The sequence below is a fragment of the Enterobacter sp. 50588862 genome (assembly GCF_001462935.1).
Lineage (GTDB): Bacteria > Pseudomonadota > Gammaproteobacteria > Enterobacterales > Enterobacteriaceae > Enterobacter > Enterobacter bugandensis.
The window spans coordinates 324,355-343,742 of record NZ_LNHM01000036.1; the positions used below are offsets into that span (position 1 = coordinate 324,355).

The following is a 19,388-nucleotide window of genomic DNA, read 5'->3' on the forward strand; positions in this document are numbered from 1 at the left end:
TTGGGCTTCAGTGATATAGTCTGCGCCACCTGATCGCAGGAATTTGACTTTATGTGGTCAGGTAAGCCGTGGTTTGACACGGCTTTTTTATGTACAGGCTTAAGTATTCCTGAGTACCGTTAAATCCTTTCAGGGACAAAAAACGCGTTATGTTGTCTGCGAATCAACCAATAAGCGAAAACTTGCCAGCTCATGGCTGCCGTCATGTAGCAATCATTATGGATGGCAACGGGCGCTGGGCGAAAAGACAAGGGAAAATACGAGCCTTTGGGCATAAAGCGGGAGCGAAATCTGTTCGCCGCGCCGTCTCTTTTGCCGCCAATAACGGCATTGATGCGTTAACGCTCTATGCTTTTAGCAGTGAAAACTGGAATCGACCTCCGCAGGAAGTGACTGCGTTGATGGAATTGTTCGTGTGGGCGCTAGACAGCGAAGTAAAAAGCCTGCACCGCCACAACGTTCGCCTGCGCATCATTGGCGATACCAGTCGTTTTAACTCACGTTTGCAGGAGCGGATTCGTAAAGCAGAAGCGCTGACGGAAAATAATACCGGTCTGACGCTCAACGTTGCGGCGAATTACGGTGGACGCTGGGATATTATCCAGGGCGTTCGGCATCTGGCCGAACAGGTTCAGGAAGGGCTGTTGAGACCCGACCAGATTGATGAAGAGGCGCTGAGCAAGCAAATCTGCATGAATGAACTGGCACCTGTGGATTTGGTAATTAGGACAGGGGGGGAACATCGCATAAGTAACTTTCTGATATGGCAAATTGCCTATGCTGAACTTTACTTTACAGATGTTCTCTGGCCCGATTTTGATGAACAAGACTTTGAAGGTGCGCTGCATGCCTTTGCCAATCGAGAGCGTCGTTTCGGCGGCACCGAGCCAGGTGGCGACAAAGCCTGATGGGGGTAGCTTTTGCTGAAGTATCGCCTGATTTCCGCTTTTGTTTTAATACCCATTGTCATTGCGGCGCTGTTTTTGCTGCCCCCGGTGGGATTCGCCATTGTCACGCTGGTAGTGTGCATGCTTGCCGCGTGGGAATGGGGACAGTTTAGCGGCTTTACCTCGCGCAGCCAGCGAGTATGGCTTGCGGTACTCTGTGGCTTTATCCTGGCCATAATGCTGTTTATGTTGCCTGAATATCACCATGATATTCATCAACCGCTGGTTGCCGGCTCCTTGTGGATGTCGTTGGCCTGGTGGGTTGTTGCGCTATTACTGGTGCTTTTTTATCCAGGTTCGGCCGCAATCTGGCGTCATTCAAAAGTGCTGCGACTGATTTTTGGTTTGCTCACCATTGTTCCGTTTTTCTGGGGCATGGTCGCGCTGCGCGCCTGGCATTATGACGAAAACCACTACAGCGGTGCGATCTGGCTGCTTTATGTGATGATTCTCGTCTGGGGGGCTGACTCCGGGGCCTATATGTTTGGTAAACTGTTTGGCAAACATAAGCTGGCACCAAAAGTTTCGCCGGGGAAAACCTGGCAAGGCTTCATCGGCGGCTTGTTTACGGCAGCGATCATCTCCTGGGGCTATGGCGTCTGGGCAGATCTGGCCGTGGCACCGTCAATACTGCTGGTGTGCTCGATTTTTGCTGCACTTGCCTCAGTGCTCGGTGATTTAACCGAAAGTATGTTTAAGCGTGAAGCAGGGATTAAGGACAGCGGACATCTTATTCCAGGGCATGGCGGTATACTGGATCGCATTGACAGCCTGACAGCGGCTGTTCCAGTATTTGCTTGCCTGCTTTTACTGGTATTCGGGACGATTTAACGGAAGGTTTTATGCTGAGCATTCTCTGGAATCTGGCGGCGTTCATTGTTGCACTGGGTGTACTGATTACCGTGCATGAATTTGGCCATTTCTGGGTTGCTCGCCGTTGTGGTGTGCGGGTAGAGCGATTCTCCATTGGTTTTGGCAAATCACTCTGGACGCGCACCGACCGTCACGGCACGGAATTTGTCATCGCCCTTATCCCGCTTGGCGGCTACGTCAAAATGCTCGACGAACGTGTTGAGCCTGTCGCTCCCGAACTGCGACACAGTGCGTTTAACAACAAAACCGTTGGACAACGCGCCGCCATCATCGCTGCCGGACCGGTAGCCAACTTCATCTTTGCGATTTTCGCTTACTGGCTGGTGTTTATCATCGGCGTCCCTGGCGTCCGTCCGGTAGTGGGGGATATTGCCCCTGACTCCATCGCGGCGAGTGCGCAAATTACCTCCGGGATGGAACTTAAAGCGATTGATGGCATCGAAACCCCTGATTGGGATGCCGTGCGACTGCAGCTGGTAGCCAAAATTGGCGATCCGCAGACAACTATCAGCGTTTCGCCATTTGGGTCAGACGCGCGTCAGGACAAAGTACTGGATTTACGCCACTGGCGTTTCGAGCCAGACAAAGAGGATCCCGTCGCTGCGCTGGGCATTCGTCCCCGCGGCGCGCAGATTGAGCCGGTATTAGCCGAAGTACAGGCAAATTCGGCGGCGAGCAAAGCGGGTTTGCAAGCTGGCGACAGGATCGTTAAAGTCGATGGTCAACCATTAACAGAGTGGATGACCTTTGTTACTCTGGTGCGCGATAATCCGGGGACGTCCCTCGCGCTGGAAGTTGAAAGGCAAGGCAGTCCGCTTTCGCTGACGCTGATCCCGGATACGAAGTCGGTCGGCAAAAAGGCAGAAGGGTTTGCAGGCGTTGTGCCAAAAGTGATCCCGCTGCCAGATGAGTACAAGACAATACGCCAGTATGGGCCGTTCAGCGCCATTCTTGAAGCCACGGATAAAACATGGCAACTGATGAAGCTGACGGTCAACATGTTGGGGAAATTGATAACCGGTGATGTGAAACTGAACAACCTCAGTGGGCCAATCTCGATTGCTCAGGGGGCTGGGATGTCAGCGGAGTTCGGGGTGATTTACTATCTCATGTTCCTCGCGCTTATTAGCGTGAACCTTGGGATTATCAACCTGTTCCCGCTTCCCGTTTTAGACGGGGGTCATCTGCTGTTTTTAGCGATTGAAAAGCTAAAAGGCGGGCCGGTATCCGAGCGAGTTCAAGACTTTAGTTATCGCATTGGCTCGATTTTGCTGGTGCTGTTAATGGGGCTTGCACTTTTCAATGATTTCTCTCGGTTGTAAGAGAGTTAGTTAGGAAGAACGCATAATAACGATGGCGATGAAAAAGTTGCTCATAGCGTCGCTGCTGTTTAGCAGCGCCACCGTATACGGTGCTGACGGGTTCGTAGTGAAAGATATTCATTTCGAAGGCCTTCAGCGTGTCGCCGTTGGTGCGGCCCTCCTCAGTATGCCTGTGCGCCCCGGCGATACGGTTAATGATGAAGATATCAGTAACACCATCCGTGCTCTGTTTGCCACCGGCAACTTCGAGGACGTCCGCGTCCTGCGCGATGGTGATACGCTGCTGGTACAGGTAAAAGAACGTCCAACGATCGCCAGTATCACTTTCTCCGGCAACAAGTCGGTGAAAGATGACATGCTCAAGCAAAACCTTGAAGCATCGGGTGTTCGTGTGGGTGAATCTCTGGACCGCACAACCCTTTCAGACATTGAAAAAGGTCTGGAAGACTTCTACTACAGCGTCGGTAAATACAGCGCCAGCGTGAAAGCGGTTGTCACTCCGCTCCCGCGTAACCGTGTTGACCTGAAGCTGGTCTTCCAGGAAGGTGTTTCTGCGAAGATCCAGCAGATCAACATCGTGGGTAACCACGCGTTCAGCACCGACGAACTGATCTCGACCTTCCAGCTGCGCGATGAAGTGCCGTGGTGGAACGTGGTTGGCGATCGTAAATACCAGAAACAGAAGCTGGCGGGCGACCTTGAAACCCTGCGCAGCTACTATCTGGATCGCGGTTATGCCCGCTTCAACATCGACTCGACTCAGGTCAGTCTGACTCCGGACAAGAAAGGTATCTACATTACGGTTAACATTACTGAAGGCGATCAGTACAAGCTTTCTGGTGTTGAAGTGAGTGGTAACCTGGCGGGGCATTCTGCTGAGATCGAATCGCTGACCAAAATTCAGCCGGGCGATCTGTACAGCGGATCCAAAGTCACCAAAATGGAAGACAGCATTAAGAAGCTGCTCGGCCGCTATGGTTATGCCTATCCGCGCGTACAAACTCAGCCGGAAATCAACGATGCGGATAAAACCGTTAAGCTGCACGTTAACGTTGATGCGGGTAACCGTTTCTACGTGCGTAAGATCCGCTTCGTCGGTAATGACACCTCTAAAGACTCCGTTCTGCGTCGTGAAATGCGTCAGATGGAAGGGGCTTGGCTGGGCAGCGACCTGGTCGACCAGGGTAAAGAGCGTCTGAACCGTCTGGGCTATTTTGAAACCGTAGATACTGAAACTCAGCGTGTACCGGGCAGCCCGGATCAGGTTGATGTCGTTTATAAAGTGAAAGAGCGTAACACCGGTAGCTTTAACTTCGGCGTGGGCTACGGCACGGAAAGCGGCGTGAGTTTCCAGGTAGGCGTCCAGCAGGATAACTGGCTGGGTACGGGTTACTCTGTTGGTATTAACGGTACCAAAAACGACTACCAGACCTACTCTGAGTTCTCCGTTACCAACCCATACTTCACCGTTGACGGTGTGAGCCTGGGCGGTCGTATCTTCTATAACGACTTTAAAGCGGATGATGCAGATCTGTCTTCCTACACCAACAAAAGTTACGGTGTGGACGGAACGCTTGGCTTCCCGGTTAACGAATACAACACCCTGCGAGCGGGCTTAGGTTACGTGCATAACGACCTGTCCAACATGCAGCCGCAGGTGGCGATGTGGCGTTATCTGGATTCCATCGGCCAGTCGGCGAGTACCTCCAGCGATGACAACGGTTTTGCTGCAGATGACTTCACCTTCAACTATGGCTGGACCTACAACCGTCTTGACCGCGGTTTCTTCCCAACGGAAGGCTCTCGCGTCAACCTGAACGGTAAGGTGACCATTCCTGGTTCCGATAACGAGTTCTACAAGGTGACGCTGGATACCGCGTCCTACTTCCCGATTGATGACGATCACAAGTGGGTGGTGCTGGGTCGTACCCGTTGGGGCTATGGTGACGGTATCGGCAGTAAAGAGTTGCCGTTCTATGAGAACTTCTACGCGGGTGGTTCAAGCACCGTGCGTGGCTTCCAGTCTAACAACATTGGTCCGAAAGCGGTTTATTACGGCGGTAATGATGAAGATAACTGCGCAAGCCGTGATCCAAAACAAGTATGTAGCTCTGATGATGCGGTAGGCGGTAACGCCATGGCCGTGGCCAGCCTGGAGTTCATCACCCCAACGCCATTTATCAGTGATAAATACGCGAACTCCGTACGTACGTCCTTCTTCTGGGATGCGGGTACGGTGTGGGATACCAACTGGGAGAATACTGCCCAGATGCGCGCGGCTGGCGTTCCAGACTATAGCGATCCGGGCAATATTCGCATGTCTGCCGGTATCGCATTACAATGGATGTCACCGCTGGGGCCGTTGGTCTTCTCCTACGCCCAGCCGTTTAAGAAATACGATGGAGACAAAGCGGAGCAATTCCAGTTTAACATTGGTAAAACCTGGTAATAATTCGCTGCAATGGAATGCGTTGGCAGTGTAGCGCTGACAACCGGCGATCGGTAAAACGGTCGCCTTGCCACGCAAAGAACGGTACCTTCTGGTGCCAATGGGATGGTAAGGAGTTAATTGTGAAAAAGTGGTTATTAGCTGCAGGTCTCGGTTTAGCGATGGCAACTTCTGCTCAGGCAGCAGACAAAATCGCAATCGTCAACATGGGTAATTTGTTCCAGCAAGTCGCTCAGAAAACAGGTGTTTCTACGACTCTGGAAAACGAATTCAAAGGCCGTGCGAGCGAACTGCAGCGTATGGAAGGCGATCTTCAGTCCAAAATGCAGCGTCTGCAGCGTGATGGTTCTACCATGAAAGCAAGCGATCGCAGCAAACTGGAAAAAGACGTTATGGCTCAGCGCCAGACCTTCTCCCAGAAAGCGCAGGCTTTCGAGCAGGATCGTCAGCGTCGTTCTAACGAAGAGCGTGGCAAGCTGGTGACTCGCATTCAGACTGCTGTTAAAGCAGTTGCTGCCGATCAGAGCATCGATCTGGTTGTTGATGCGAACGCCGTTGCTTTCAACAGCAGCGATGTTAAAGACATCACCGCTGATGTTCTGAAACAGGTTAAATAAGTAATGCCTTCAATTCGACTGGCTGATTTAGCTCAGCAGTTGGATGCAGAATTACACGGTGATGGCGATATCGTCATCACCGCTGTTGCGTCCATGCAATCTGCTAAAGCTGGCACGATTACCTTCATGGTAAGCCCTAAGTACCGTGAACAACTGGCTCAATGCCAGGCGTCAGCTGTTGTTCTGACGCAGGACGATCTTCCTTTTGCCACTGGAAGCGCGCTGGTAGTGAAAAATCCCTACCTGACGTATGCACGCATGGCTCAAATTCTTGATACCACGCCGCAGCCGGCGCAGAACATTGCTGCCAGTGCAGCGATTGATCCGACGGCTAAGCTGGGTAACAACGTGGCCGTTGGCGCGAATGCGGTTATTGAATCTGGCGTTGAGCTGGGCGATAACGTCGTCATTGGCCCTGGATGCTTCGTTGGGAAAAATACGAAAATCGGCGCTGGCACCCGTTTATGGGCCAATGTGTCCGTTTATCATGAAGTTGAAATCGGCGAAAATTGCCTCGTCCAGTCCAGTACCGTGATTGGTTCTGATGGCTTTGGTTACGCGAACGATCGCGGTAACTGGGTTAAGATCCCGCAGCTTGGTCGCGTTATTATTGGCGATCGCGTGGAGATCGGAGCCTGTACCACGATCGATCGTGGTGCACTCGACGACACGATTATTGGCAATGGTGTTATCATCGATAACCAGTGCCAGATTGCGCATAACGTTGTGATTGGCGACAATACCGCGGTTGCGGGGGGCGTCATCATGGCGGGCAGCCTGAAAATTGGTCGTTACTGCATGATTGGCGGCGCGAGCGTGATTAATGGCCATATGGAAATATGCGACAAGGTGACGGTGACGGGCATGGGCATGGTAATGCGTCCTATCACTGAACCTGGCGTCTATTCCTCCGGTATTCCGCTGCAACCCAACAAGGTATGGCGTAAAACAGCAGCTCTGGTGATGAACATTGATGATATGAACAAGCGACTCAAGTCTCTTGAGCGTAAGATCGATCAACAAGACTAAACGTCACCCGTTTAACGCTATCTTTCCCGGCCTGTCGGCTTTCTAATAAACCGGCAGGCCGTGTTATTATTGTTATCAGTACATTTTGACAGGAAGAGTATTTTGACTACTGACACTCATACTCTGCATATTGAAGAGATTTTAGAACTTCTGCCGCACCGCTACCCGTTTTTGTTGGTAGACCGTGTGCTGGATTTTGAAGAAGGTCGTTTTCTGCGCGCAGTGAAAAATGTTTCCGTGAACGAGCCGTTCTTCCAGGGACACTTCCCGGGTAAGCCTATCTTCCCGGGTGTGTTGATTCTGGAAGCGATGGCTCAGGCTACCGGTATTCTGGCGTTTAAAAGCGTCGGTAAGCTGGAGCCGGGTGAACTGTATTACTTCGCAGGTATTGATGAAGCGCGCTTCAAGCGTCCTGTCGTGCCTGGTGATCAGATGATCATGGAAGTCACTTTTGAAAAAACGCGTCGTGGCCTGACTCGCTTCAAAGGCGTAGCGCTGGTTGACGGCAAAGTTGTTTGCGAAGCGACGATGATGTGTGCTCGTAGCCGGGAGTCCTGATACGTGATTGATAAATCCGCCTTTATTCATCCTACCGCTATTGTGGAAACGGGTGCCATCATTGGCGCAAACGTCCACATTGGCCCGTTCTGTATTGTTGGACCCCATGTCGAAATTGGTGAGGGTACAGTACTGAAATCTCACGTTGTCGTGAATGGTCACACGACCATTGGCTGCAATAACGAGATCTATCAGTTCGCTTCCATCGGCGAAGTTAACCAGGATCTGAAATATGCTGGTGAGTCGACCCGTCTGGAAATTGGCGATCGTAACCGTATTCGCGAAAGCGTCACCATTCATCGTGGAACAGTGCAGGGTGGTGGGTTGACGAAGGTGGGCAGCGACAACTTGTTCATGGTGAATGCGCACATTGCGCACGACTGTACCGTGGGCGATCGCTGTATTCTTGCCAACAACGCAACGCTGGCAGGACACGTATCGGTTGATGACTTCGCAATTATTGGCGGCATGACCGCAGTCCATCAGTTCTGCATCATTGGTGCACACGTGATGGTCGGCGGATGCTCCGGTGTGGCGCAGGACGTCCCGCCGTATGTGATTGCGCAGGGCAACCATGCCACGCCGTTTGGCGTGAACATCGAAGGCCTCAAGCGTCGTGGCTTTAGCCGCGAAGCGATTACTGCTATCCGCAACGCGTACAAACTGCTGTACCGTAGCGGTAAAACGCTGGAAGAGGCGAAGCCGGAAATTGCCGAGCTGGCGAATAAGCATCCTGAAGTGAACGCGTTCATGGAGTTCTTTGACCGTTCCACGAGGGGTCTGATTCGTTAATGGTCGACAGTCGTCCGCTTACGATAGCCCTGGTCGCCGGAGAAACCTCCGGCGATATTCTTGGTGCAGGTCTCATCCGGGCGCTTAAGGCGCGCGTACCCAATGCTCGCTTTGTTGGCGTGGCTGGCCCGCTGATGCAGGCCGAAGGCTGTGAAGCCTGGTATGAAATGGAAGAGCTGGCCGTGATGGGCATCGTCGAGGTGCTGGGGCGCCTGCGACGCCTGCTGCATATTCGTGCCGATCTCACCCGCCGCTTTACCGAACTCAAACCCGATGTGTTTGTCGGTATCGATGCACCTGATTTCAACATTACCCTCGAAGGTAATCTGAAAAAGCAGGGCATCAAAACCATTCACTATGTCAGTCCGTCCGTCTGGGCGTGGCGACAGAAACGCGTTTTCAAAATCGGACGGTCCACCAATCTGGTGCTGGCTTTCCTGCCTTTCGAAAAAGCGTTTTACGACAGATTTAATGTTCCGTGCCGTTTTATCGGTCATACCATGGCGGATGCGATGCCGCTGGATCCGGATAAAAACGCGGCGCGAGACGTGCTGGGTATCCCGCATGATGTGCACTGTCTGGCGTTGCTGCCGGGCAGCCGTGGCGCAGAGGTCGAGATGCTGAGCGCTGATTTCCTGAAGACCGCGCAGATTCTTCGCCAGACCTGGCCCGATCTTGAAGTGGTTGTGCCGCTGGTGAATGCCAAACGCCGCGAGCAGTTCGAGCGTATCAAAGCCGACGTTGCCCCGGATCTTCACGTTCGTCTTCTCGACGGGAAAGGGCGGGAAGCCATGTATGCAAGCGATGCCGCACTGCTGGCTTCCGGCACGGCAGCGCTGGAGTGTATGCTGGCGAAATGCCCGATGGTGGTCGGTTATCGCATGAAGCCGTTTACCTTCTGGCTGGCAAAACGTCTGGTGAAAACGGATTATGTCTCCCTGCCAAACCTGCTTGCCGGGCGCGAGCTGGTTAAAGAGCTGTTGCAGGATGAGTGCCAGCCGCAGGCGCTTGCGGATGCCCTGCTGCCGCTGCTGGCCAACGGCAAGACCAGCCACCAGATGCACGATACTTTCCGTGAACTGCATCAGCAGATTCGCTGTAATGCTGATGAGCAGGCGGCTGATGCAGTGCTGGAGTTAGCAAAATGATGGAATTTACTTATCCCCACACGCACCTCGTTGCCGGAGTGGATGAAGTCGGGCGCGGCCCGTTGGTCGGTGCCGTGGTGACCGCGGCGGTGATCCTCGATCCAACGCGCCCGATTATGGGTCTGAACGACTCAAAAAAACTCAGTGAGAAACGCCGCCTGGCGCTGTTCGATGAAATTAAAGAGAAGGCGCTGGCGTGGAGCGTCGGGCGCGCAGAGCCGAATGAAATCGACGATCTGAATATTCTGCACGCCACGATGCTGGCAATGCAGCGAGCCGTTGCTGGCCTGAAGGTTGTGCCTGAATATGTGCTGATCGACGGTAACCGTTGCCCGGCGCTGCCGATGCCTTCGATGGCCGTCGTTAAAGGCGACAGCCGCGTCGCAGAGATCAGTGCAGCGTCTATTATTGCCAAAGTGACGCGCGACGCCGAAATGGCCGCGCTGGACCTCACTTATCCCGCGTATGGTTTCGCCCAGCATAAGGGATATCCAACGGCTTTCCATCTGGAAAAGCTGGCTGAACATGGCGCAACTGAACATCATCGGCGCAGCTTTGGCCCGGTGAAGCGCGCGCTGGGACTGGTGTCCTGAATCAAGACGCAAGCAATTAAGTAACGCGGGATCTGAAGATGGCTGAACCACGTTTCGTACACCTGCGGGTGCATAGCGACTACTCCATGATCGATGGGCTGGCAAAGACCGGGCCGCTGGTAAAAAAGGCGGCCTCGCTTGGCATGCCTGCGCTGGCGATCACCGATTTTACCAACCTGTGCGGCCTGGTTAAGTTCTACGGGACGGCGCATGGCGCGGGGATGAAGCCTATCGTCGGTGCGGATTTCCATGTGCAGAGCGATCTCATCGGCGATGAACTGACGCAAATCTCCGTGTTGGCTATGAACAATACGGGTTACCAAAACCTCACTCTGCTTATCTCAAAAGCCTATCAGCGCGGTTATGGGGCGCTGGGTCCGTGGATTGACAGGGAATGGCTGGCTGAGCTGAACGAAGGGCTGCTGCTGATCTCCGGCGGCCGCATGGGCGATGTCGGTAAATCCCTGCTGCGCGGTAACAGCGCGCTGGTGGATCAGTGCGTCTCGTTCTATGAAGAGTACTTCCCGAATCGTTACTATCTGGAGCTGATTCGCACCGGCCGCCAGGATGAAGAGAACTATCTGCACGCTGCTGTCGCGCTGGCAGAAGAGCGCGGCTTGCCCGTGGTGGCAACGAATGACGTGCGTTTCCTGGAGTCCGGCGATTTTGATGCGCATGAAATTCGCGTCGCTATCCACGATGGCTTCACTCTCGACGATCCAAAGCGTCCGCGGAACTACTCATCGCAGCAGTATATGCGCAGCGAAGAGGAGATGTGCGAGCTCTTCTCCGACATTCCGGAAGCGCTGGAAAACAGCGTAGAGATTGCCAAGCGCTGTAACGTGACCGTGCGCCTCGGCGAATACTTCCTGCCGCAGTTCCCGACCGGGGACATGACTACGGAAGATTTCCTGGTCATGAAATCGAAAGAAGGTCTGGAAGAGCGTCTCGAATTCCTGTTCCCGGATGAAGAAGAGCGTAAAAAACGTCGTCCGGAGTATGACGAACGCCTGGATATTGAACTCCAGGTGATTAACCAGATGGGCTTCCCGGGCTACTTCCTGATCGTAATGGAGTTTATCCAGTGGTCGAAGGATAACGGCGTGCCGGTAGGTCCGGGCCGTGGCTCGGGTGCGGGCTCACTGGTGGCGTATGCGCTGAAAATTACCGACCTCGATCCGCTGGAATTTGACCTGCTGTTCGAACGTTTCCTTAACCCGGAACGTGTCTCCATGCCCGACTTCGACGTCGACTTCTGCATGGAAAAACGCGACCAGGTGATTGAGCACGTGGCCGATATGTACGGTCGTGACGCGGTTTCGCAGATCATTACCTTCGGTACCATGGCGGCGAAAGCGGTTATCCGCGACGTGGGCCGCGTGCTGGGTCATCCGTACGGTTTTGTCGATCGTATTTCAAAGCTGGTGCCGCCCGATCCGGGCATGACGCTGGCAAAAGCCTTTGAAGCTGAACCTCAGCTGCCGGAAATCTACGAAGCTGATGAAGAGGTAAAAGCGCTGATCGACATGGCGCGCAAGCTGGAAGGCGTGACGCGTAACGCCGGTAAGCATGCGGGGGGCGTGGTTATCGCCCCGACCAAAATCACCGACTTTGCGCCGCTCTACTGCGACGAAGCGGGCCAGCACCCGGTCACCCAGTTCGATAAAAACGACGTGGAATACGCCGGGCTGGTGAAGTTCGACTTCCTCGGCCTGCGCACGCTGACTATTATCAACTGGGCGCTGGAGATGATCAACGCCCGCCGCGAGAAGAACGGCGAGCCGCCGCTGGATATCGCGGCCATCCCGCTGGATGACAAGAAAAGTTTCGACATGCTGCAGCGCTCGGAGACGACAGCCGTCTTCCAGCTTGAATCCCGCGGCATGAAAGATCTGATTAAACGCCTGCAGCCCGACTGCTTCGAAGATATGATCGCGCTGGTGGCCCTGTTCCGTCCGGGCCCGCTGCAGTCAGGGATGGTGGATAACTTTATCGACCGTAAACACGGGCGCGAAGAGATTTCCTACCCGGACGTACAGTGGCAGCATGAAAGCCTGAAACCGGTGCTGGAACCGACCTACGGCATCATCCTGTATCAGGAACAGGTCATGCAGATCGCCCAGGTGCTTTCCGGCTATACCCTTGGCGGCGCGGACATGCTGCGTCGTGCGATGGGTAAGAAAAAGCCGGAAGAGATGGCCAAGCAGCGCTCTATCTTTGAAGATGGGGCGAAGAAAAACGGCGTCGATGGCGAACTGGCGATGAAAATCTTCGACCTGGTGGAGAAATTCGCCGGGTACGGATTTAACAAATCTCACTCCGCCGCCTATGCTTTGGTTTCGTATCAAACGCTGTGGCTCAAGGCCCACTATCCCGCTGAGTTTATGGCGGCGGTAATGACCGCCGATATGGACAACACTGAGAAGGTGGTTGGCCTGGTGGACGAGTGCTGGCGCATGGGGCTGAAGATCCTGCCGCCGGATATTAACTCGGGTCTGTACCATTTCCACGTTAACGATGACGGGGAGATCGTCTACGGGATCGGCGCGATCAAAGGCGTTGGTGAGGGGCCGATCGAGGCGATCATCGAAGCGCGTAATAACGGTGGCTACTTCCGTGAGCTGTTCGATCTGTGCGCCCGTACCGATACCAAAAAACTGAACCGCCGCGTGCTGGAAAAACTGATCATGTCCGGCGCGTTTGACAGGCTGGGGCCACACCGTGCCGCGCTGATGAACTCGCTCGGCGATGCGTTGAAGGCGGCCGATCAGCATGCAAAAGCGGAAGCCATTGGCCAGGCGGATATGTTCGGCGTGCTGGCGGAAGAGCCAGAGCAGATCGAGCAGTCCTATTCCAACTGCCAGCCGTGGCCAGAACAGGTGGTACTGGATGGAGAGCGGGAAACGTTAGGTCTGTACCTGACGGGGCACCCGATCAACCAGTATCTTAAAGAAATTGAGCGCTATGTCGGCGGCCACAGGCTTAAAGACATGCATCCGACAGAACGTGGTAAGATCACCACGGCTGCGGGGCTCGTGATTGCTGCAAGGGTAATGGTCACCAAGCGCGGCAATCGTATCGGCATCTGTACCCTGGATGACCGTTCCGGGCGTCTGGAGGTGATGTTGTTCACCGACGCGCTGGATAAATACCAGCAATTGCTGGAAAAAGACCGCATACTTATCGTCAGCGGACAGGTCAGCTTTGATGACTTCAGCGGGGGGCTTAAAATGACCGCCCGCGAAGTGATGGACATTGACGAAGCCCGGGAAAAATATGCTCGCGGGCTTGCTATCTCGCTGACGGACAGGCAAATTGATGACCAGCTTTTAAACCGACTCCGTCAGTCTCTGGAACCCCACCGCTCGGGGACCATTCCAGTACATCTCTACTATCAGAGGGCGGATGCACGTGCGCGGTTGCGCTTTGGTGCAACGTGGCGTGTCTCTCCGAGCGATCGTTTACTGAACGATCTCCGTGGCCTCATTGGTTCGGAGCAGGTGGAACTGGAGTTTGACTAATACAGGAATACTATGAGTCTGAATTTCCTTGATTTCGAACAGCCGATTGCTGAGCTGGAAGCGAAAATCGATTCTCTGACAGCGGTAAGCCGTCAGGATGAAAAACTGGATATTAACATCGACGAAGAAGTGCATCGTCTGCGCGAAAAAAGCGTAGAGCTGACGCGCAAAATCTTTGCCGATCTCGGCGCATGGCAGATCGCGCAGCTGGCGCGTCATCCACAGCGTCCGTACACCCTGGATTATGTCCGCCTGGCGTTTGACGAATTTGACGAACTGGCAGGCGACCGCGCATACGCTGACGATAAAGCTATCGTCGGCGGTATCGCGCGTCTGGATGGACGTCCGGTGATGATCATTGGTCACCAGAAAGGCCGTGAAACCAAAGAGAAGATCCGTCGTAATTTCGGTATGCCAGCACCAGAAGGCTACCGTAAGGCCCTGCGTCTGATGGAGATGGCTGAGCGTTTCAATATGCCAATCATCACCTTCATCGACACGCCGGGTGCATACCCAGGCGTAGGCGCGGAAGAGCGCGGCCAGTCTGAAGCTATCGCACGCAACCTGCGCGAGATGTCTCGCCTGAAGGTTCCGGTCATCTGTACCGTTATCGGTGAGGGTGGTTCCGGCGGCGCGCTGGCGATTGGCGTGGGCGATAAAGTGAATATGCTGCAGTACAGCACCTATTCCGTTATCTCCCCGGAAGGCTGTGCGTCCATTCTGTGGAAAAGCGCCGACAAAGCGCCGCTGGCCGCGGAAGCGATGGGCATCATTGCGCCGCGTCTGAAAGAGCTGAAGCTGATCGACACCGTTATCCCGGAGCCTCTGGGCGGCGCGCATCGTAAGCCGGAAGTGATGGCTGCTTCCCTGAAAGCACAGCTGCTGGCCGACCTGGCCGATCTGGACGTCCTGAGCAAAGAAGACCTGCTCAACCGTCGTTACCAGCGTCTGATGACCTACGGTTACGCGTAAGCTTCACAATTATCTGAAAAGCCGCACATTGTTGCGGCTTTTTTTATACCTGCCGTTTACCTTAACTATGCTTATCTGATGTTTTTCAAGGAGGTAAACCATGAACATCATCGCCATCATGGGGCCACACGGCGTCTTTTATAAAGACGAGCCCATCAAGGAGCTGGAGCAAGCTCTTAAAGCACGCGGATATCAGCTGATCTGGCCGCAAAACAGCGCCGATCTGCTGAAATTCATCGAACATAATCCGCGCATCTGTGGCGTGATATTCGACTGGGACGAATACGACATGGAGCTGTGCAGCGAGATCAACAGGCTGAATGAATACCTTCCGCTCTACGCCTTTATCAACACACACTCGACCATGGACGTCAGCGCGCACGATATGCGCATGGCGCTGTGGTTCTTCGAATACTCGCTCGGCGTGGCCGAGGACATTGCGACCCGCATTCAGCAGTACACCGGTGAATACCTGGATAACATCACGCCGCCGTTTACGCGCGCGCTGTTCACCTATGTGAAAGAGGGGAAATACACCTTCTGTACGCCGGGACACATGGCCGGAACGGCCTATCAAAAAAGCCCGGTGGGGTGCCTGTTCTATGATTTCTTCGGCGGCAACACCCTGAAAGCAGACGTGTCGATTTCAGTGACAGAACTGGGTTCTCTGCTGGATCACACCGGCCCACATCTTGAAGCTGAAGAGTATATCGCCCGCACCTTTGGCGCCGAGCAGAGCTATATGGTGACCAACGGCACCTCGACCTCGAACAAAATCGTCGGGATGTACGCCGCGCCAACCGGAAGCACGTTGCTGATTGACCGTAACTGCCATAAATCGCTGGCGCACCTGCTGATGATGAGCGACGTCGTCCCGATCTGGCTGTCACCCACGCGTAACGCGCTCGGTATACTCGGCGGCATTCCGCGCCGGGAGTTCACGCACCAGGCCATCGAAAGTAAGGTTGCGGCGATCCCCGACGCAAGCTGGCCTGTCCATGCGGTAATCACCAACTCCACTTATGACGGTCTGCTGTATAACACGAACTGGATCAAAAAGACTTTGGACGTGCCGTCGATCCACTTCGATTCCGCGTGGGTGCCGTACACCAATTTCCACCCGATTTACGCGGGTAAAAGCGGGATGAGCGGCGAGCGCGTGCCGGGCAAGGTCTTTTTCGAAACGCAGTCGACGCACAAAATGCTGGCCGCGTTTTCGCAGGCTTCGTTAATCCATATTAAAGGCGAGTACGATGAGGATACGTTTAACGAAGCCTTTATGATGCACACCACCACCTCACCGAGCTATCCGCTGGTGGCCTCTATCGAGACGGCGGCGGCGATGCTGCGCGGCAATCCGGGTAAACGCCTGATTAACCGCTCGGTGGAACGGGCGCTGCATTTCCGTAAAGAGGTCCAGCGGCTGAAGGATGAGGCCGACGGCTGGTTCTTCGATATCTGGCAGCCGGAAGAGATCGACGAGGCGGAGTGCTGGCCCGTCGCGCCGGGAGAGAGCTGGCACGGCTTCCGGGATGCCGATGCAGACCACATGTTTCTCGATCCCGTGAAGGTGACGATCCTGACGCCGGGCATGGACGAACAGGGCGTGATGGGCGAGGAGGGGATCCCTGCTGCACTGGTAGCGAAGTTCCTTGACGAGCGCGGTGTGGTGGTGGAAAAAACCGGTCCTTACAATCTGCTGTTCCTGTTCAGCATCGGGATCGATAAAACACGGGCGATGGGTTTGCTCCGCGGGCTGATGGAGTTCAAGCGCGCTTATGATCTCAACCTGCGGGTGAAGAACATGCTGCCGGATCTCTACGCGGAAGATCCTGACTTTTACCGCAACATGCGCATTCAGGATCTGGCCCAGGGGATCCACCGGCTGATCCGCCAGCACGATCTGCCGCGCCTGATGCTCCAGGCGTTTGACGTCCTGCCTGACATGAAGCTGACGCCGCACAAAGCCTGGCAGCGGCAGGTGAAAGGCGAAGTCGAAACCGTTGAGCTGGAAAATCTGGTCGGGCGGGTATCGGCCAACATGATCCTGCCGTATCCGCCGGGCGTGCCGCTGCTGATGCCGGGTGAGATGATCACCGAGGAGAGCCGGGCGGTGCTCGATTTTCTGCTGATGCTCTGTTCGGTAGGACGTCACTATCCAGGCTTTGAAACGGATATCCACGGCGCGAAACGCGATGAAAACGGCGTGTACTGGGTGCGAGTCCTAAAATAAAGGTGACCGCTTGCCAGGTGTGGGTTTTCGGTTGTAACGTTCAGGCATCATAAAAAGGAGAAGCTATGCTGGGTTTAAAAGCGGTTCACCATATTGCGATCATCGCCACCGATTATGCGAAAAGTAAGGCCTTCTACTGCGACATTCTTGGCTTTACGCTCATGAGCGAGGCCTACCGCGAGGAGCGTGACTCCTGGAAGGGCGATCTCGCGCTAAACGGGCAGTATGTGATTGAGCTGTTCTCTTTTCCTTTCCCGCCTTCGCGTCCGTCCCGTCCGGAAGCCTGCGGACTGCGTCATCTGGCTTTCAGCGTTGATGACCTTGATAGCGCAGTAAAACACCTGGAAGCGCACGGCGTGACGTGCGAGGCGATTCGCGTCGATCCATTTACCGATAAGCGTTTCACCTTTTTCAACGATCCGGACGGCCTGCCGCTGGAGCTTTACCAGCAGTAATGTTTGTCCTGTGTGATAATGCCCGCTCAGTTCGGGCATTTTTTATGTGTAATTTCCTATGACCTTACCCGCTATCGCACAAGCCGTTTCACCGTACCGCCAGCTGCTGGTGGGGTTTAGCGGTGGCCTGGATTCCACCGTGTTGCTACATCGCCTTAACCTCTGGCGCGACCGGGACCCTGGCGTCCAGCTTCGGGCTATACATATCCACCACGGACTAAGCCGTCATGCAGAGGATTGGGTGGCGCACTGTGAAGCCTTGTGTGAGGCGTGGGCTATCCCGCTCATCGTTGAGCGCGTCACGCTTGCTGATGAAGGATTGGGTATTGAGGCGCAGGCGCGTAAAGCCCGCTATACCGCTTTTGCAGGCGTATTGCTGCCCGGCGAAGCGCTGGTCACTGCGCAGCATCTGGACGATCAGTGCGAAACTTTTTTGCTGGCGCTTAAGCGTGGCAGCGGACCCGCGGGGCTTTCCGCCATGCCGGCACGTTCTGATTTTGCCGGAACGCAATTATTGCGTCCGTTGCTTGGCGAGACACGCGCGTCGCTGGAAGCCTGGGCGCGGAAACATCAGCTGAGCTGGATCGAAGATGAGAGCAACCAGGACGATAGCTACGATCGTAACTTCCTGCGTCTGCGCGTCCTCCCGCTTTTAAGCGAGCGCTGGCCGCATTTCGCCGACGCGACGGCAAGAAGCGCCATGCTGTGTGCCGAACAGGAAAGCCTGCTGGATGAGTTACTCAGCGAGGAGCTGTCTGACCTCATTTCAGAAGACGGAGCGCTGGCAATTGCGCCTCTGGAGGCGATAAGCCCGGCGCGTCGGGCCGCGCTGTTACGTCGCTGGCTCGCCACTCATCATGCTGCGATGCCGTCGCGGGCAATGCTGAGCCGTATCTGGGACGAAGTCGCGCAGGCGCGGGAAGATGCTTCCCCCTGCGTACACCTCAGCGGATATGAGGTCAGACGCTATAAAGGCAAACTCTGGTGGGTAAAATACTCCCCCTCGCTGACCGATGTGGTGCTTCACTGGACCTCACCAGAGGCACCGCTGATATTGCCCCGTGACGCGGGGAGTGTCTCTCTGATGCCGACTGGGCATGTGCGTCTGCCAAAGCCCGGAGAACCCGTCAGCGTGCGCTTTAAGGCTGGCGGCTTGCTGCATATCGTCGGACGCAACGGGGGACGGAAGCTGAAAAAGATATGGCAGGAGTACAACGTGCCGCCGTGGCTACGCGACACCACGCCGCTGCTGTTCTACGGTGAAACGCTGATTGCTGCTGCAGGGGTTTTCATCACGGAAGAGGGGTGGACAGAAGAGGGGGCCAGCTTCGAGTGGCGGAAAGCGTAACGGGCAGCCCGGCTGCCCGTTAGTGTCATCAGGATTCGCTCACCACGACGGTGCCGATTTGCGGGTGGCTGAAGCTGGCTATTTTGTCCAGACGCAGCTCGCGCGTCGCACCGGCATCTTCCACGACCAGGTATTCCACATTCTTGCGTGAAAGCAGATCGCTGGCCTTCGCCTTCAACACTTCGCCATCTTTTAGCTCCAGCGTCAGTATTAAATGATGCTGGCAGGCGAGTTCGAGGTTGTCATAGTCATCACAATTGATGGGTTGATAAGTATCATTCATCGACATAATCGCTCACCAGTAAATTCGCCGCAGCATACGCTGCTTTTTCCCTGACCGACTCTGAAAGGCTCTCATCAGAGGCCACTTCATTAAGCACCTTCAATACACAGCCCAACGCGTCCGGGACATACCCCAGATCTCCGCTGGCGATTTCCGCATACCGTTTGCGAATTAACTCACAATAATTATTCACATCCCCTCCCGCCAGCGCACTGACTTACTGTGAGATATCATTAAGCCTACGAAGA

At 54.7% G+C, this 19,388-nt stretch carries 17 protein-coding genes; 15 read left to right on the forward strand and 2 right to left on the reverse strand.

Going from position 1 to position 19,388, the window contains the following annotated elements; genetic code table 11:
* Positions 1–149 precede the first annotated feature (149 nt).
* The 15 genes from ispU to tilS all read left to right on the forward strand — a co-directional run bounded on the left by ispU (position 150) and on the right by tilS (position 18,857).
* On the forward strand, positions 150–908 hold the full coding sequence (gene ispU, locus APT89_RS19695) for a (2E,6E)-farnesyl-diphosphate-specific ditrans,polycis-undecaprenyl-diphosphate synthase (RefSeq protein ID WP_028015581.1): 759 nt from the start codon (positions 150–152) through the stop codon (positions 906–908).
* Between the two features lie 12 nt (positions 909–920).
* Positions 921–1,778, forward strand: a complete 858-nt coding sequence (gene cdsA, locus APT89_RS19700) for a phosphatidate cytidylyltransferase (protein ID WP_045631181.1) — start codon at positions 921–923, stop codon at positions 1,776–1,778.
* 11 nt (positions 1,779–1,789) lie between these two features.
* Positions 1,790–3,142: a sigma E protease regulator RseP gene (rseP, locus tag APT89_RS19705; RefSeq protein ID WP_041911192.1), complete on the forward strand. Its 1,353-nt coding sequence runs from the start codon at positions 1,790–1,792 to the stop codon at positions 3,140–3,142.
* Positions 3,143–3,173: 31 nt separating this feature from the next.
* Complete coding sequence (bamA, locus tag APT89_RS19710) at positions 3,174–5,591, forward strand: outer membrane protein assembly factor BamA (RefSeq protein ID WP_028015584.1); 2,418 nt, start codon at positions 3,174–3,176, stop codon at positions 5,589–5,591.
* A 122-nt stretch (positions 5,592–5,713) separates the two neighbouring features.
* Positions 5,714–6,208 (forward strand): molecular chaperone Skp, encoded by a 495-nt coding sequence (gene skp / locus APT89_RS19715; protein WP_060573351.1) that lies wholly within the window; start codon positions 5,714–5,716, stop codon positions 6,206–6,208.
* A 3-nt stretch (positions 6,209–6,211) separates the two neighbouring features.
* Positions 6,212–7,237, forward strand: coding sequence for a UDP-3-O-(3-hydroxymyristoyl)glucosamine N-acyltransferase (lpxD, locus tag APT89_RS19720; RefSeq protein ID WP_045631179.1), 1,026 nt, complete (start codon positions 6,212–6,214; stop codon positions 7,235–7,237).
* A 102-nt stretch (positions 7,238–7,339) separates the two neighbouring features.
* Positions 7,340–7,795: a 3-hydroxyacyl-ACP dehydratase FabZ gene (gene fabZ / locus APT89_RS19725; protein ID WP_010426706.1), complete on the forward strand. Its 456-nt coding sequence runs from the start codon at positions 7,340–7,342 to the stop codon at positions 7,793–7,795.
* Between the two features lie 3 nt (positions 7,796–7,798).
* Positions 7,799–8,587 carry an acyl-ACP--UDP-N-acetylglucosamine O-acyltransferase gene (gene lpxA / locus APT89_RS19730; RefSeq protein ID WP_023310462.1) on the forward strand — a complete coding sequence of 263 codons (789 nt, stop codon included), beginning with the start codon at positions 7,799–7,801 and terminating at the stop codon, positions 8,585–8,587.
* Positions 8,587–9,735 carry a lipid-A-disaccharide synthase gene (gene lpxB / locus APT89_RS19735; protein ID WP_041911188.1) on the forward strand — a complete coding sequence of 383 codons (1,149 nt, stop codon included), beginning with the start codon at positions 8,587–8,589 and terminating at the stop codon, positions 9,733–9,735. The genes lpxA and lpxB overlap by 1 nt, the downstream gene beginning before the upstream one ends.
* Entirely contained in the window at positions 9,732–10,328 is a 597-nt protein-coding gene (gene rnhB, locus APT89_RS19740) for a ribonuclease HII (RefSeq protein ID WP_028015588.1), read from the forward strand. The genes lpxB and rnhB overlap by 4 nt, the downstream gene beginning before the upstream one ends.
* Positions 10,329–10,366: 38 nt before the next feature.
* Entirely contained in the window at positions 10,367–13,849 is a 3,483-nt protein-coding gene (dnaE, locus tag APT89_RS19745) for a DNA polymerase III subunit alpha (RefSeq protein ID WP_041911187.1), read from the forward strand.
* Between the two features lie 12 nt (positions 13,850–13,861).
* A complete protein-coding gene (gene accA, locus APT89_RS19750) occupies positions 13,862–14,821 on the forward strand; it encodes an acetyl-CoA carboxylase carboxyl transferase subunit alpha (protein WP_013095666.1) in 960 nt (319 codons plus the stop codon).
* A 100-nt stretch (positions 14,822–14,921) separates the two neighbouring features.
* Positions 14,922–17,054, forward strand: coding sequence for a lysine decarboxylase LdcC (locus APT89_RS19755; protein WP_041911185.1), 2,133 nt, complete (start codon positions 14,922–14,924; stop codon positions 17,052–17,054).
* A 65-nt stretch (positions 17,055–17,119) separates the two neighbouring features.
* On the forward strand, positions 17,120–17,509 hold the full coding sequence (locus APT89_RS19760) for a VOC family protein (RefSeq protein WP_028015591.1): 390 nt from the start codon (positions 17,120–17,122) through the stop codon (positions 17,507–17,509).
* 58 nt (positions 17,510–17,567) lie between these two features.
* Positions 17,568–18,857, forward strand: a complete 1,290-nt coding sequence (tilS, locus tag APT89_RS19765) for a tRNA lysidine(34) synthetase TilS (protein WP_060573352.1) — start codon at positions 17,568–17,570, stop codon at positions 18,855–18,857.
* 28 nt (positions 18,858–18,885) lie between these two features.
* Here tilS and rof read toward each other — a convergent pair whose 3' ends face one another.
* Together rof and APT89_RS19775 are read right to left on the reverse strand one after the other, a co-directional pair.
* A complete protein-coding gene (rof, locus tag APT89_RS19770; RefSeq protein WP_028015593.1) occupies positions 18,886–19,146 on the reverse strand; it encodes a Rho-binding antiterminator in 261 nt (86 codons plus the stop codon).
* Positions 19,133–19,333, reverse strand: coding sequence for a YaeP family protein (locus APT89_RS19775; RefSeq protein ID WP_008501889.1), 201 nt, complete (start codon positions 19,331–19,333; stop codon positions 19,133–19,135). Before APT89_RS19775 ends, rof begins: the two co-directional genes overlap by 14 nt.
* Positions 19,334–19,388: the final 55 nt, after the last annotated feature.

What these genes read in the sequence shown, in the direction of transcription:
- tilS (WP_060573352.1), top strand. Translation starts at nt 17,568, where the DNA reads ATGACCTTACCCGCTATCGCACAAGCCGTTTCACCGTACCGCCAGCTG.
- APT89_RS19755 (WP_041911185.1), top strand. Translation starts at nt 14,922, where the DNA reads ATGAACATCATCGCCATCATGGGGCCACACGGCGTCTTTTATAAAGAC.
- rnhB (WP_028015588.1), top strand. Translation starts at nt 9,732, where the DNA reads ATGATGGAATTTACTTATCCCCACACGCACCTCGTTGCCGGAGTGGAT.
- rof (WP_028015593.1), bottom strand. Translation starts at nt 19,146, where the DNA reads ATGTCGATGAATGATACTTATCAACCCATCAATTGTGATGACTATGAC.
- APT89_RS19760 (WP_028015591.1), top strand. Translation starts at nt 17,120, where the DNA reads ATGCTGGGTTTAAAAGCGGTTCACCATATTGCGATCATCGCCACCGAT.
- ispU (WP_028015581.1), top strand. Translation starts at nt 150, where the DNA reads ATGTTGTCTGCGAATCAACCAATAAGCGAAAACTTGCCAGCTCATGGC.
- dnaE (WP_041911187.1), top strand. Translation starts at nt 10,367, where the DNA reads ATGGCTGAACCACGTTTCGTACACCTGCGGGTGCATAGCGACTACTCC.
- rseP (WP_041911192.1), top strand. Translation starts at nt 1,790, where the DNA reads ATGCTGAGCATTCTCTGGAATCTGGCGGCGTTCATTGTTGCACTGGGT.
- bamA (WP_028015584.1), top strand. Translation starts at nt 3,174, where the DNA reads ATGGCGATGAAAAAGTTGCTCATAGCGTCGCTGCTGTTTAGCAGCGCC.
- accA (WP_013095666.1), top strand. Translation starts at nt 13,862, where the DNA reads ATGAGTCTGAATTTCCTTGATTTCGAACAGCCGATTGCTGAGCTGGAA.
- lpxB (WP_041911188.1), top strand. Translation starts at nt 8,587, where the DNA reads ATGGTCGACAGTCGTCCGCTTACGATAGCCCTGGTCGCCGGAGAAACC.
- lpxD (WP_045631179.1), top strand. Translation starts at nt 6,212, where the DNA reads ATGCCTTCAATTCGACTGGCTGATTTAGCTCAGCAGTTGGATGCAGAA.